The organism is Bordetella flabilis, assembly GCF_001676725.1.
GTDB classification, from domain to species: Bacteria; Pseudomonadota; Gammaproteobacteria; order Burkholderiales; family Burkholderiaceae_B; genus Bordetella_C; species Bordetella_C flabilis.
Window position 1 is genome coordinate 17781 of record NZ_CP016172.1, and the last position, 11494, is coordinate 29274.

Annotated in this window: 15 protein-coding genes; 7 read left to right on the top strand and 8 right to left on the bottom strand. The window is 66.5% G+C overall.

The window, feature by feature from the left end; all coding sequences use genetic code 11:
* Positions 1–18: 18 nt before the first annotated feature.
* Genes BAU07_RS00075 through BAU07_RS00090 form a run of 4 tightly spaced genes read left to right on the top strand, consistent with a single transcriptional unit; the run spans position 19 to position 3492 of the window.
* Positions 19–1194, top strand: a complete 1176-nt coding sequence (locus tag BAU07_RS00075; protein WP_066664396.1) for an alpha-hydroxy acid oxidase — start codon at positions 19–21, stop codon at positions 1192–1194.
* Entirely contained in the window at positions 1191–1646 is a 456-nt protein-coding gene (locus tag BAU07_RS00080; protein WP_232338212.1) for a nuclear transport factor 2 family protein, read from the top strand. The genes BAU07_RS00075 and BAU07_RS00080 overlap by 4 nt, the downstream gene beginning before the upstream one ends.
* Positions 1647–1696: 50 nt before the next feature.
* Positions 1697–2467 (top strand): fumarylacetoacetate hydrolase family protein, encoded by a 771-nt coding sequence (locus tag BAU07_RS00085; protein WP_066652422.1) that lies wholly within the window; start codon positions 1697–1699, stop codon positions 2465–2467.
* Between the two features lie 38 nt (positions 2468–2505).
* A complete protein-coding gene (locus BAU07_RS00090; protein WP_066652424.1) occupies positions 2506–3492 on the top strand; it encodes an NADPH:quinone reductase in 987 nt (328 codons plus the stop codon).
* Positions 3493–3555: 63 nt separating this feature from the next.
* Here BAU07_RS00090 and BAU07_RS00095 read toward each other — a convergent pair whose 3' ends face one another.
* The 3 genes from BAU07_RS00095 to BAU07_RS00105 form a co-directional block, all read right to left on the bottom strand.
* Entirely contained in the window at positions 3556–4119 is a 564-nt protein-coding gene (locus BAU07_RS00095; protein WP_066652431.1) for a LuxR family transcriptional regulator, read from the bottom strand.
* 137 nt (positions 4120–4256) lie between these two features.
* Positions 4257–4463 carry a hypothetical protein gene (locus BAU07_RS00100; protein ID WP_066652434.1) on the bottom strand — a complete coding sequence of 69 codons (207 nt, stop codon included), beginning with the start codon at positions 4461–4463 and terminating at the stop codon, positions 4257–4259.
* Positions 4464–4477: 14 nt separating this feature from the next.
* A complete protein-coding gene (locus BAU07_RS00105; RefSeq protein ID WP_066652435.1) occupies positions 4478–4738 on the bottom strand; it encodes a hypothetical protein in 261 nt (86 codons plus the stop codon).
* 233 nt (positions 4739–4971) lie between these two features.
* On the opposite strand from BAU07_RS00105, the gene BAU07_RS00110 reads away from it, so the two are divergent.
* Both BAU07_RS00110 and BAU07_RS00115 read left to right on the top strand, forming a co-directional pair.
* Positions 4972–5574, top strand: coding sequence for an alpha-ketoglutarate-dependent dioxygenase AlkB (locus BAU07_RS00110; RefSeq protein WP_066652436.1), 603 nt, complete (start codon positions 4972–4974; stop codon positions 5572–5574).
* An 81-nt stretch (positions 5575–5655) separates the two neighbouring features.
* Positions 5656–6336 (top strand): UdgX family uracil-DNA binding protein, encoded by a 681-nt coding sequence (locus BAU07_RS00115; protein ID WP_066652439.1) that lies wholly within the window; start codon positions 5656–5658, stop codon positions 6334–6336.
* 143 nt (positions 6337–6479) lie between these two features.
* Here BAU07_RS00115 and BAU07_RS00120 read toward each other — a convergent pair whose 3' ends face one another.
* The 5 genes from BAU07_RS00120 to BAU07_RS00140 all read right to left on the bottom strand — a co-directional run bounded on the left by BAU07_RS00120 (position 6480) and on the right by BAU07_RS00140 (position 10638).
* A complete protein-coding gene (locus tag BAU07_RS00120) occupies positions 6480–6812 on the bottom strand; it encodes a DUF4148 domain-containing protein (protein WP_066652445.1) in 333 nt (110 codons plus the stop codon).
* Positions 6813–7396: 584 nt separating this feature from the next.
* A complete protein-coding gene (locus tag BAU07_RS00125; protein WP_066652448.1) occupies positions 7397–7735 on the bottom strand; it encodes a DUF4148 domain-containing protein in 339 nt (112 codons plus the stop codon).
* Between the two features lie 151 nt (positions 7736–7886).
* The gene (locus BAU07_RS00130; RefSeq protein WP_066652451.1) at positions 7887–8225 is read right to left on the bottom strand and encodes a DUF4148 domain-containing protein; all 339 of its coding nucleotides are present in this window, start codon (positions 8223–8225) and stop codon (positions 7887–7889) included.
* Between the two features lie 320 nt (positions 8226–8545).
* Positions 8546–9970, bottom strand: coding sequence for a heavy metal sensor histidine kinase (locus BAU07_RS00135; protein ID WP_066652455.1), 1425 nt, complete (start codon positions 9968–9970; stop codon positions 8546–8548).
* The gene (locus tag BAU07_RS00140) at positions 9943–10638 is read right to left on the bottom strand and encodes a heavy metal response regulator transcription factor (protein ID WP_066652458.1); all 696 of its coding nucleotides are present in this window, start codon (positions 10636–10638) and stop codon (positions 9943–9945) included. The genes BAU07_RS00135 and BAU07_RS00140 overlap by 28 nt, the downstream gene beginning before the upstream one ends.
* Before the next feature lie 178 nt (positions 10639–10816).
* Here BAU07_RS00140 and BAU07_RS00145 point away from each other — a divergent pair, with 178 nt between their 5' ends.
* Complete coding sequence (locus BAU07_RS00145) at positions 10817–11446, top strand: hypothetical protein (RefSeq protein WP_066652460.1); 630 nt, start codon at positions 10817–10819, stop codon at positions 11444–11446.
* Positions 11447–11494 lie beyond the last annotated feature (48 nt).

An 11494-nucleotide genomic window follows, 5' to 3' on the forward strand; every position in this document is an offset into this window, starting at 1 on the left:
AAGGACCGCGACAACGTCATGGCGGCATTGGAAGATTGCTATTCGATCGCGCGCCTGCGCGCGGCGGCGCGGGCACGGCTGCCGGCGCCGGTGTTCGACTTCTTCGACGGCGGGGCGGAAGACGAGCTGACCCTGCGGGACAACCAGGACGCGTTCCAGCGCATCCGGCTGGTGCCGCGCGTTCTGCGCGATGTCGCGCGGGTCGACCTGTCGACGCGGCTGCTCGGCCGCCCGGCACAGTTGCCCGTGGCCATCGGTCCCACCGGTGCGGTGGGCTTTGGCTGGCGCGGGGGCGACGTCGACCTGGCGCGTGCGGCGGCACGGCTGGATCTGCCTTACGCGCTGTCCACCTCGGCTACGGCGTCCATCGAGGAAATCGCGGACAAGGCGCCCGGCCGCCTCTGGTTCCAGGCTTATATCCTGCAGGACAAGGCGCGGCTCGACAACCTGATCGCGCGCGCGCTGGCGGCGGGGTACGAAGGGCTGGTCATTACAGTCGACCTGCCGGTGGGCGGCAAGCGGGAACGCGACCTGGCCAATGGCCTGGGCTTTCCCATGAAGATCACGCCCCGCAATTTCTGGCAGTTCGCGCGCCGGCCGGCGTGGTCGCTGGATATGTTGATCCGCCGGCCGCCCATCATGCCCAGTCTGGCGGGCATGCGGAAAGTGGAGGCCAACCGCAAGGCAATGGAGTCCGTGGCCGGCCGCAACTACGATCCCGCCTTCGATTTCACCGGCTTGGCCAGGATACGCGAACGCTGGCCGCGCGCGCTGATCGTCAAGGGCGTGGTGCATCCCGGCGACGTGGATCCCATCGTCGCGCTGGGCGTGGATGCCCTGGTGGTGTCGAACCACGGCGGCCGCCAGCTGGATACCGGTATCGCCACCCTGGATGCGTTGCCCGATATCGTGGCTGCCGCGCGCGGCCGAGTCCCGGTGCTGCTGGATGGCGGCGTGCGGCGCGGCAGCGATATTTTCAAGGCGCTGGCGCTGGGCGCGGCCGGCGTGATGACGGGGCGGGCCACGCTCTTCGGCGTGCTGGCGGGCGGCCAGGACGGCGTGGCGCGGGCCCTGGACATCCTGCGCGACGAGCTGGCGCGCACCATGCAGTTGTGCGGCGCGCGTACCCTGGTCGACATCAGCCCGGATGTGTTGCGCATGCCCATCGAGGGGAACCGGAGGGAAACGGAATGAACGACGCGATCGGTACTGGCCCGGCGATGGGTGAGAGCGAGGCCATCGGCCTGTGCTGCAATCAGGTGCTTGGGTTTTTTCGGGACCTGGACGACAACGACTACGAGTCCCTGGTCGGCCGCATGCTGCCCGACGGGGTCTGGCATCGGCAGGGCAAGGTGCTCGGCGGGCGCGACGCTGTCCGTGCGGCGCTGGCGTTGCGCTCCGGCACGCAGCGCATACATCATCTGATCACCAATCTGTTCGCCGACGCGGTCGACGGGGCGCGCTGCAGCCTGCGCGGCTATATGCTGGTGGTTCGGCATGACGAGGGCAAGCCGCTGGCGGGACCGGCGCCGCTGAAGGGCATCGAGAACATACGCACAACCCGTGTCGAACTGGCATGGCGTGACGGCGCATGGCTTATCGCAGACATGCGCAACGACGAACCGAGTTTTTCCAGCGCGGCTTGAGGGCATGCGGCAGCGGCGCGGCCCTAGGGACACGAGAGAGGACGAATGCGATGAAATGGATCAGGTATACCCAGGACCAGCGCACTGGCTACGGCATCCTGGAGGGCGAAAGGATCACGGCGGTGCGCGGCGACCCTTTCCACGGTCATGAGAAAACCGGCGAGGTCACGCAGCTGGCGGATGTACGACTGGAGGTGCCGGTCGTGCCGCCCACGTTCTATTGCGTTGGCTTGAACTACGTCAGGCACATCGGCACCGAAGGCCTGAAGATCCCTACGCAGCCCGACGTCGGCTACCGGGCCAACAACGCCCTCTTGCCGCATGGGCAGGACGTCATCATGCCGGCGGACGCCACGCGCGTGCATTACGAGGGCGAGCTGGTCGTCGTGATCGGCAGGAAGGTGCGCAACGTCAGCGAAGCCGAGGCCCGCTCCTGCGTGCTGGGCTACACCATCGGCAACGACGTCAGCGAGCGTGTGTGGCAGGGGTCCGACCGCACGTTCTGGCGCGCCAAGAACAGCGACACGTTCAAGCCGATGGGGCCGTGGATCGAGACCGACGCGGACGTCGATGCCATGGAAACCGTGGTGCGGCTGAACGGCGAGGAAAGCACGCGTTTCCACACCGCCGATATGCTGTTCGGCATCGACCGCTTCATCAGCACCATGAGCCGCTATCTGACCCTGCATCCCGGCGACATCCTCTGGATGGGCACTGACGGTCATTCACCGGATCTCCGGCACGGTGATGTGGTCGATGTGTCGATCACCGGTCTCGGCACGCTGACGAATCGGTTTATCGCGGCGGCGAGGCTGACCTAGAATCCAGAATCCCCGTAAAGTCGTGCAAGGAGCGGAAGATGCGCGTAGCCCTGTATTCCAAGAACGGTCCGGCGCGCGATGTGCTGGCGCTGAAAGACCTGCCCACGCCGGAGCCCGGGCCGGGCGAGGTACGTGTGAAGCTGGCGGTGTCCGGCGTGAATCCCTCCGACGTGAAGTCGCGCCTGGGCAGCCGTCCGGTGACGAGCGGATTCGTCGTGCCGCACAGCGACGGGGCCGGCGTGATTGACCGCGTGGGCGCCGGTGTCCCGGGCAGCCGCGTGGGCGAGCGCGTCTGGATATGGAACGGCCAGTGGCAGCGTCCCATGGGCACGGCCGCCCAATACATCGTGCTGCCCTCGGGCCAGGCCGTACCCTTGCCCGAGGGCAGCAGCTTCGAAGCCGGGGCCTGCATGGGTATTCCCGGTCTGACCGCGATGCAGGCCATTGCGCTGCTGGGTGACGTGGCGGGCAAGACCGTGCTGGTAAGCGGAGGCGCTTCCGGCGTCGGCTATTACGCGGCCCAGATGGCCCGCGCCTACGGCGCCCGCGTCATCACCACGGTCGGGTCGGCGGAGAAGGCGGGTTGCCTGGAGGCGGTGGGCATCCACGACAACATCCTGTACAAACAGGAGCCCGTGGTGGAACGCCTGCTGGCGATGACGGCGGGCCGTGGCGTCGATGCCGTCGTCGATATGGATTTCTCCTCCAACGCCGCGCTGGTGCAGGCAGGCGCGGTTGCGCCCCACGGGTGCTACGTGGTGTACGGCTCCAATGCGCGCGGGGATATCCCGCTGAATTTCGCTGCGTGGTTGCCGCGGTCCATCAGCCTGCATTTCTTCCTGGTCTACGACCTGCTGCCGGCGCAGCGCCAATATGCCGTCGATGCCTTGAACGGCCTGCTTGCCGCTGGAAAGCTGGAGCACTTGATCGCTCCCGCCTACGCCCTGGACGACATCGTAGCCGCGCACGAAGCGGTCGAGGCAGGACGCACCCTGGGCAACGTGGTGGTGACCTTGCCGCAGTAGCGTCGCATCGCGGCCCTGCTCCGGCATGGCGACTGGCGTGGCCTTCCGACGCTCGCCGCCGATTCAGCCGCCGTCGGGTCGCATCAGCTTGTGGATCAACCCGGCCGATGTGGTGGCCGCGTATTTCGCCATGAGGCGGGCGCGGTACATCTCGACGGTGCGCGGGCTCAGGCCCAGTTGGCGGGCGATGAGCTTGCTGGTCTTGCCTTCGGCGATGAGCGTGGCGATTTCACGTTCGCGGGCGCTGAGGCCCTTGGTCACGGGGCGCTTGGCGCTCAAATCCTCGAAGGTCCATATTCCGGCGGCGTGCGGCTCGTCCGGCGTCAGCGTGCGTCCGGTGACGCGGCACCAGAACAGTTCGCCGTCGTTGCGTTTCATGATGCGTTCGTCGGCGTACAGGCCCGTGGCCGTCAGCACCGGCGTCAGGCGCTCACCGGTACGTTGGAATTCTTCGTGAGTGGGATAAAGGGCTTGGAACGAGGCGCCAGCCAGCGTGGCCGCGGGATAGCGGAAGATCATTTCCAGCTTTGCGTTCGCTTGGCGGATCACGCGCCATTGCGACACGCACATGCCGATAGGCGCCAGCATGAATGCCTGCCTGTAGTCGATCTCCGGCTGCTTGCCCATGCGACCTCCGCCTCGCATTTTCGTTGCGCGGCCCACTATAAACGCAAATCTACGCCCGCGCCCGGCGCGGGTGTATGGGTCAAGTGGAGGACATGCAGGGGATCTCGCCTCGGTCGTCCTGCCGAGGCGGGCGCGTTCTACGGCAACGGGCGTTCATTGTCCTTGTCGGCGCGGGTTCCTTCCTCGCCTTCCGCTGCGTCGGCTTCGTCGCGGCTGCCGGAGCGGCCGTCGCTGGGGTTGTATTCGTCACGCGGCGGGACGTCGCGGGGCACGTCGCTGCGGTTTTCCTTCAGCAGATCATGGGTATGAGGGGCGATAGGGTTGCTGCCTTGTTGCGGTGCCATGTCGGTTCTCCTGGTTACGCCGTTTCGTCGTCCGGGGAACGGCGCAGCGTGCCGCGCTTGTTGTGGCGGCCGGTGTCCGGCGGCGTGGGATTCTGTCGTTCGTTCGGCCCGCCCTCGCGCGCTGCCTCTTCGGCGGCGGCGGTGCTGCGGTCGAAGACCGGCTGATCCTGGGGTGACGCCTGGGGCGGGTGGTCCATGTCGGGCCGGTCTTCGGCAAGGTCGGCCTTGCCGGAAGGGCGCGGTGCGTAGCGGTTGGGATCGGGTTGTGGAAGCATGGCGGGACTCCTGAATCGACGGCGGCCCCGGATGGAGGCGCGCTTGTCGTAGGCAATCCGCAACTGCTGTGCCGCCGGGCGCCCGGAACGCCCCCTCGAGGCGTGCGCGGAGCCGCGCAAAGGCTCAGTAGTCCTTACGCTGGGTCGGCCTTGCGTCCACCTCCGCGCCGTGGCGTGCCCGGTTGCCGTGTACGGTTCTTGCGGACTTAACCGTTCACCGGCTTGGCCGGTACATGGAGCTTTCCGCCGTGACGCAACTGACGCTGTTCGATATGCCGGGGCCGGCGATGCCACCGGGCTGGCGCTACGACGAGGGGTTTCTCGATACCAAGGAAGAGGCGGACCTGATCGCCCTGCTGCGCCGCCTGCCCTTGGCGGGCGCGCGCTACAAGTCGTACACCGCGCGCCGCCGCGTCCTGAGTTTCGGCGGCAGCTATGACTTCGATGCCAATCGCCTGGAACCGGCCCAACCCTTGATCGCGCCCCTGCATGGCCTGCGCGCCCGGGTTGCGCTATGGATGGACGTCGCGCCGGAGCAACTGGTCCATGTGCTGGTGGCGGAGTATCCACCGGGCGCCCCGCTGGGCTGGCATCGCGACGTGCCGGACTTCGAAGAGGTTGCCGGCGTGTCGCTGGGCAGCGGGGCGACATTGCGTTTTCGGCCCTATCCACCGGTCAGCGCGAAGCGCTCGGACATTCTTCGTGTCAGCGTGGCGCCGCGGTCCATCTATCGCATGGGTGGCCCGGCTCGCTGGGACTGGCAACATAGCGTCGCGCCGCTGTCGGCGACCCGGTGGTCCATCACCTTTCGCACACTGGCCGCACGCCGCCCGTGACGGCTGGGCGCCTGACGACCACCCCGCGATGGGTGTGGTTCTTGCTCGGCCTGGCGGCGCAGAGGAAAGCAAAGGACCCGTATGCCGCGCCGGCCCGAAAAAACGCCACCGACTCCCGAGATCCCGCCTGGCCATGGCGAGGAACCCGTCGCCCAGCCCGACCAAAAGCCGCGCAAGCTGGACGATTGCCGGCGCTGCACCTTGTGGCGCGACGCGACCCAAGGTGTACCGGGACGCGGTCCGCGCCGGGCAACCATCATGGTGCTGGGCGAGCAGCCCGGCGACCAGGAGGACAAGGCCGGGGAACCCTTCGTGGGGCCGGCCGGTGCGCTCCTGGATCGCGCCCTGGCGGAATCGGGCGTCCGGCGCGAACAAGTCTTCGTGACGAACGCGGTGAAGCATTTCAAATGGATTCCGCGCGGCAAGCGGCGCATGCACAAGACACCGGCGCAGCGCGAAGTCATGGCGTGCCATTACTGGCTGGAAAAAGAGCTGGCTTCGGTCCGGCCGCAGGTCGTGGTCGCCCTGGGTGCGACGGCGCTGCGCGCTTTACTGCAGCGGGCCGATGCACGCCTGACCGCGATGCTGGGGCACCCGGTGGAGGTGGGAGGTCTGGTGGTCGTTCCCACTTACCATCCCTCCTTTGTGCTGCGCGCGCCGGACCCGCAGGCTCGCGATCAGGCCTACGCTACCCTCGTCGACGCCTTGCGGCAGGCCGCCCGCATTGCGGGCGGGGGCGGCGGACGGCCTGCCGCACCGTAACGAGAAGGTCCAGCGGTCATGGATTGCCCCGCGCAAAAGCCATCGGCCCCGTGAGGGACGGGGCCGATGGGTACTGCGTCGCACGTGGCTCGGGCAGCCGACGCGGCGGGCGTGCCCGCCGGCCGGCGCCGCGCCGACGGGCTTCAGACGCCTTGGAACGGTTGGTTGTCGATGTCGCCGAAGGCAACGTCGCCGTGCACGCTCTTCGGATCGATCTGGGCAGCAGGCACGTTGGGAGTGCTGGCCTGCGCGGCGAACGGGACGTTGTCGGAATCGCCGAACAACACAACGCCGTTGGCGCGGGCTTGCTGCAGGTCGGCGGCGACCTGTTCACGGGTCACCGAGCTGCTGTCGTTCTGGCCATACACCCCTTGGAAGGGAGTGTTGTTGATATCGCCGCGCGGCGTGCCGGCTTGGGCACCCGCCACCAGGGCAAAAGACACGGCGATGGACGAGACGATGGTTTGTACTTTCATGACGCTTCTCCAATATCGGGTTATGCGGAACGGCGGCGGACTTCCTCGCGATGGCCGTTCCTGATGCCTGAGTATTGTGCTCGGGATATCGCTAGGGATAAACCCTAGATCATCGAATACACTTTTCCAAAATCAGGATCAATCCGGCACTGCGCCGCATAGAATGCACGGCAATCCATAGGGGAGAACTATGTCTGCGACGGTCTTGTTTGTATTTTCTTGTGCGGATGCGAACCGGGCGCCAATGCAACGGCCCCGCTTGCGCGGGGCCGAGGTACTGCGCTGAGAGGACTGCCACAGCATCCCCGCCTCTCACCGGGGGCAACCACGCCGATAGCAAACCGGCATGGCCAGGACTTCCTGGTCGCATCCGGGCTACCGTGACAACACCACCGGTGGCACTCCGATACGACGTCCAACTACTACTACTGCTGCTACGACTACGGCGGCCACCGTCATCCGAAGGCTTCCGTATCCATTACGGCGACCTCGGTCCCGGCCGATAGTGCGGCGCCGGTCCAGGATCGCTGTCGGCACATCCGACGGACCGCGATGGGCGATCACGCTGGTGCGCCGAACTGCATTCACACGCCCTGGAACGGCAGGTTGTCGATGTCGCCGAACGCGATGTCGATGCCACCGTTGGACTGGTCGATGCCGGCCGCGACTTGCGCACGGGTCACGCCGCTGTCGGCTTGCGCCACGAAGGGCTGGTTGTCGATGTCGGCGTTGCCGGTCAGGCCGGCGGCGCGAGCCTGTTGCAGCTCGGCGATCACCTGGTCACGACTCGCGCCGGTGTCGGCTTGGCCGTAGACGCCTTGGAAGGGCACGTTATCCGAGTCGCCCCGGGGGGTCGCGGCTTGCGCGGCGCCGATGGCGGCGAAGGAAAGAATCAAAGCGGTGGCGATATTCTTGGCATTCATGGCTTACTCCTTAGTCCTGTTTAGTGACGGGCCGGGCCGCACGGCGAATCATGTCGCGGTAGTGCGTGCGGTCCGTTGCTGTACCCGATGTGCTGCGTTCGATGCCGTGTGAACCTGGAGATGGCAGGCCCTCACGGTTTCCCTGTCCGGCTCAAACGCCTTGGAAGGGTTGGTTGTTCACGTCGCCGAAGGCGAGGCTGGTCGTCGTGTTGCCACGATCGATGTCGGCGCGAATCTGCGCGCGGCTCACACCGCTGTCGGCTTGCGCGGTGAAGGGCATGTTGTTGATTTCGCTGTTGCCCGTCAGGCCGGCGGTGCGCGCTTGTTGCAGCTCGGCGATCACCTGGGCGCGGCTGCTGCCGGTGTCGGCTTGGCCGTAGACGCCTTGGAAGGGCACGTTATCCGAGTCGCCGCGGGGGGTGGCGGCTTGCGCGGCGCCGATAGCGGCGAAGGAAAGAACAACAGCGGAAGCGATGGTCTTGGCATTCATGGCAGTACTCCTAGTCCTGGTTAAGTTGGCGGGCCAGACAGTGCGGTAAGTCGAGATGGGAAGGTTTGCGCTGTCTGTTGCTGTCCCGATGAAACGCATTCTGCGCCGACCAGGACTAGGGATAAACCCCAGTATCCGGAAATCATTCTTCCAAAAATTGAGCTAATCGCCCTAAAAGCGAAAAACTATTCGCAGCATAGCGATAGCCAATGGGGGTAAAGGCGGCCCGATGTGCGACGGTCGGCATGGGCGTTCGCAGCCGGCGCGTGCACTGCGAGCGCGGCGATATGCCATTTGCGTCCAGCGCGGTCCGCAGCGGATCAGGCTGGCTGCCGCGCCCCGATGCCGGGCGAGCCGGGGTATCGCAGAGTGAAGCGGATATGGCCCTGCGGCGACGCGTCGGCGCGTGCGCTGCCGCCATGCAACGCCATGATGGCGCGGACGATGGCCAGTCCCAGTCCGCTGGCATCCGAGCTTGCGCTGCGCGACACGTCGGCCCGGTAGAAGCGGTCGAACAGCTTGTGCAGCAACTCGGATGGTATGGGCGCGCCGCGGTTGTCCACGTGTATGAGGACCGCATCGTCCACGGCCTGCGTCGACAGCGTGACGACGCTGTCGGAATCGGCATAGCGCACGGCGTTGGCCACCAGGTTGCCCAAGGCGCGCCGGAACAGGATCGCGTCCGCCCGCACGCTGCCCGTGGCGCGACATTCCAGCCGGATGCCGCGTTCCTCGGCCAGGCCTTCGAAGTACTCGGCCACGCGATGCAGTTCGGTATCGAGGTCCAGCGTCGCATAATCGAGGGCCGACTGCGCATTGTCGGCGCGCGCGAGGAACAGGATGTTTTCCACCAGCCGCGACAGGCGTTCGAGTTCTTCCAGACTGGACGCCAGTACGGTTTCGTATTCTTCGGGGGTGCGCCGCTGATATAGCGCCACCTGGCAATTCCCCATCAGCGCGCCGATGGGTGTCCGGATCTCGTGCGCCAGGTCCGCGGAAAATTGCGTGAGCCGCTCGTATCCATCGGCCAGCCGATCCAGCATGGCATTGAACGACGTGGTGAGCTCGCGCAGCTCGTGCGGCGTCTGGTCCAGGTTCAGGCGTTCGTCCAGGCGGGCGGGTGTGATGCGAGCCGCCTGCGCCGCCATCGCGCGCAGCGGGCGCAGGCCGCGCCGCAGTGCGAGGTAGCCGAGTCCGGCGATGGAGACGAAGGCCAGCGCAACGGCCAGGGCGATCCGGCGACGGTACTGTTGCAGCATCCGCGTTTCGGCCACCAGCACGTGCGCGGCCTGGATTTCCATTTGCTGGCCGTCCAGCGTCTGCGCCATGGCCGCCACTACACGCATCGGCGCCTTTTGCACGCTGACGCCGGGCCGCACGTCCTTGGGCGACACCGGCCGGTCCAGCGGAACCGCCTGCATGTCCGGCAGGACCTGCCCCCCGGGATTGACGTCCAGCACCGCTGCGCCGCCCGGGCCACGGAATACCAGGACATCCTGTTCGTTGCCCAGCATGTTCTCGAACAGGCTGGGCCGTTCGCGGATTTCCTGCAGCGTCAGCATGCCGCCAAGCAGCATCCGGAAGCGCTCGACGCGACCTGACAGGCCGACATCGCTGCGCTCCATCATGCTGGCCCGCATGGAAACGTACAGGTACATGCCCGCCATGTTCACCACCAGGGCAGCCACCAGCGCGAACAGCAGCGCCGTGCGCAGCGTCAGGGAGCGGGAGCGCTTTCCGAGCATGCGCGGACCTCGCAGATATAGCCGATGCCACGCACGGTGTGGATCAGCCTCGGCTCGTAGGGCCTGTCGATCTTGGCACGCAGCCGCTTGATCGCCACGTCGACGACATTGGTGTCGCTGTCGAAATTCATGTCCCAGACTTCCGAGGCGATGATGGCGCGCGACAGTACTTCACCTTCGCGGCGCACCAGCAGGTGCAGCAGGGTGAACTCCTTGTTGGTCAGCGCGATCGCGGTGTTCATGCGCGTCACCCGCCGTCTCAGCACGTCGATATGCAGGTCCGCCAGCCGCAGGTGGTCGGCCTCGCGCACCACGCCGCGCCGCAGCAGGGTGCGTATGCGCAATACCAGTTCCGTGAAGGAGAAGGGTTTGACGAGGTAGTCGTCCGCGCCCAGTTCGAGCCCATGGATGCGGTCCTGAAGATGGTCGCGCGCGGTGAGAAACAGCACCGGCACATCCTGGTGCTTGCGCAGCGTTTCCATGATCTGCCAACCGTTCATGCCCGGCAGCATGACGTCGAGCACGATCAGGTCATAGCGCTGCTCCAGCGCCAGGTGCAGGCCGTCGCTGCCGTGCCGGGCCAGGTCCACGGTATAGCCGGATTCGCCGAGGCCCTTCTTCAGGTACTCGCCTGTTTTGAGGTCATCCTCGACCACCAGTATGCGCACGCCGCACCTCTATGACATCGCGCCGATTTTATCGATTCGGCGCCGAGCTTTCATGACATTATTGTCATTCAGCGGTCATGTTGCCGTCCCGCACCCCGGGGCACCATAGCGTGGCGGTCCACCGGGACCGGCCGTGTGCCAGCCATCTGGCCCGGCTATGTGCAGAACGGAGATGCGGATGAACAAGCGATATCGAATTGGAGCATTGTGCGGCGCGCTGCTGCTGGCTGGCGGAATGACCGCGGCCCAGGCGCAGCAGCAGCCGGCGGCGAACCGCCTGGCGGTGCGCGGCACGATCGAACAGATCACCGATACCACCCTGGTGGTCAAGGCACGCAACGGCCACGACGTGACGCTGGCGGTGCCGGCGAATGCCGCGGTGCGCGCGGTTTCGCTGGCCAAGCTGAGCGACATCAAGCCGGACAGCTTCATCGGTACCGCGGCGGTGCCGCAGCCCGATGGCACGCAGAAAGCGCTGGAGGTGCATGTGTTCGCAGCGTCGCTGCGGGGATCGGGCGAAGGCAATCGGCCCTGGCTCGGCACCAACGGGCAGTCCGCGCAGATGACCAACGGGACGGTCGGCAGCCTGCTGGCCACCAACGGCACGACCATGAAGGTGAAGTACAAGGACGGCGAAAAAACCATCGTGGTGCCGCCCGACGTGCCTATCGTCTACATGGAGCCGGGCGAGCGCAGCCTGCTGAAGCAGGGTGCGCCCGTGCTGGTGTTCCCCACGAAGAACGCCGACGGCAGCCTGACGGCCACCACCATCATCGCTGGCAAGAACGGGACTATCCCGCCGATGTAGCGTGCACGCCGGAGCGGGTCGCGACGCGTCCCGCTCCGGCTCGCCGGG

Coding starts and splice junctions, on each gene's coding strand:
- BAU07_RS00110 (WP_066652436.1), top strand. CDS start 4,972: ATGGAGCTTTCCGCCGTGACGCAACTGACGCTGTTCGATATGCCGGGG.
- BAU07_RS00120 (WP_066652445.1), bottom strand. CDS start 6,812: ATGAAAGTACAAACCATCGTCTCGTCCATCGCCGTGTCTTTTGCCCTG.
- BAU07_RS00115 (WP_066652439.1), top strand. CDS start 5,656: ATGCCGCGCCGGCCCGAAAAAACGCCACCGACTCCCGAGATCCCGCCT.
- BAU07_RS00125 (WP_066652448.1), bottom strand. CDS start 7,735: ATGAATGCCAAGAATATCGCCACCGCTTTGATTCTTTCCTTCGCCGCC.
- BAU07_RS00145 (WP_066652460.1), top strand. CDS start 10,817: ATGAACAAGCGATATCGAATTGGAGCATTGTGCGGCGCGCTGCTGCTG.
- BAU07_RS00085 (WP_066652422.1), top strand. CDS start 1,697: ATGAAATGGATCAGGTATACCCAGGACCAGCGCACTGGCTACGGCATC.
- BAU07_RS00075 (WP_066664396.1), top strand. CDS start 19: ATGGCGGCATTGGAAGATTGCTATTCGATCGCGCGCCTGCGCGCGGCG.
- BAU07_RS00090 (WP_066652424.1), top strand. CDS start 2,506: ATGCGCGTAGCCCTGTATTCCAAGAACGGTCCGGCGCGCGATGTGCTG.
- BAU07_RS00080 (WP_232338212.1), top strand. CDS start 1,191: ATGAACGACGCGATCGGTACTGGCCCGGCGATGGGTGAGAGCGAGGCC.
- BAU07_RS00105 (WP_066652435.1), bottom strand. CDS start 4,738: ATGCTTCCACAACCCGATCCCAACCGCTACGCACCGCGCCCTTCCGGC.
- BAU07_RS00130 (WP_066652451.1), bottom strand. CDS start 8,225: ATGAATGCCAAGACCATCGCTTCCGCTGTTGTTCTTTCCTTCGCCGCT.
- BAU07_RS00135 (WP_066652455.1), bottom strand. CDS start 9,970: ATGCTCGGAAAGCGCTCCCGCTCCCTGACGCTGCGCACGGCGCTGCTG.
- BAU07_RS00095 (WP_066652431.1), bottom strand. CDS start 4,119: ATGGGCAAGCAGCCGGAGATCGACTACAGGCAGGCATTCATGCTGGCG.
- BAU07_RS00100 (WP_066652434.1), bottom strand. CDS start 4,463: ATGGCACCGCAACAAGGCAGCAACCCTATCGCCCCTCATACCCATGAT.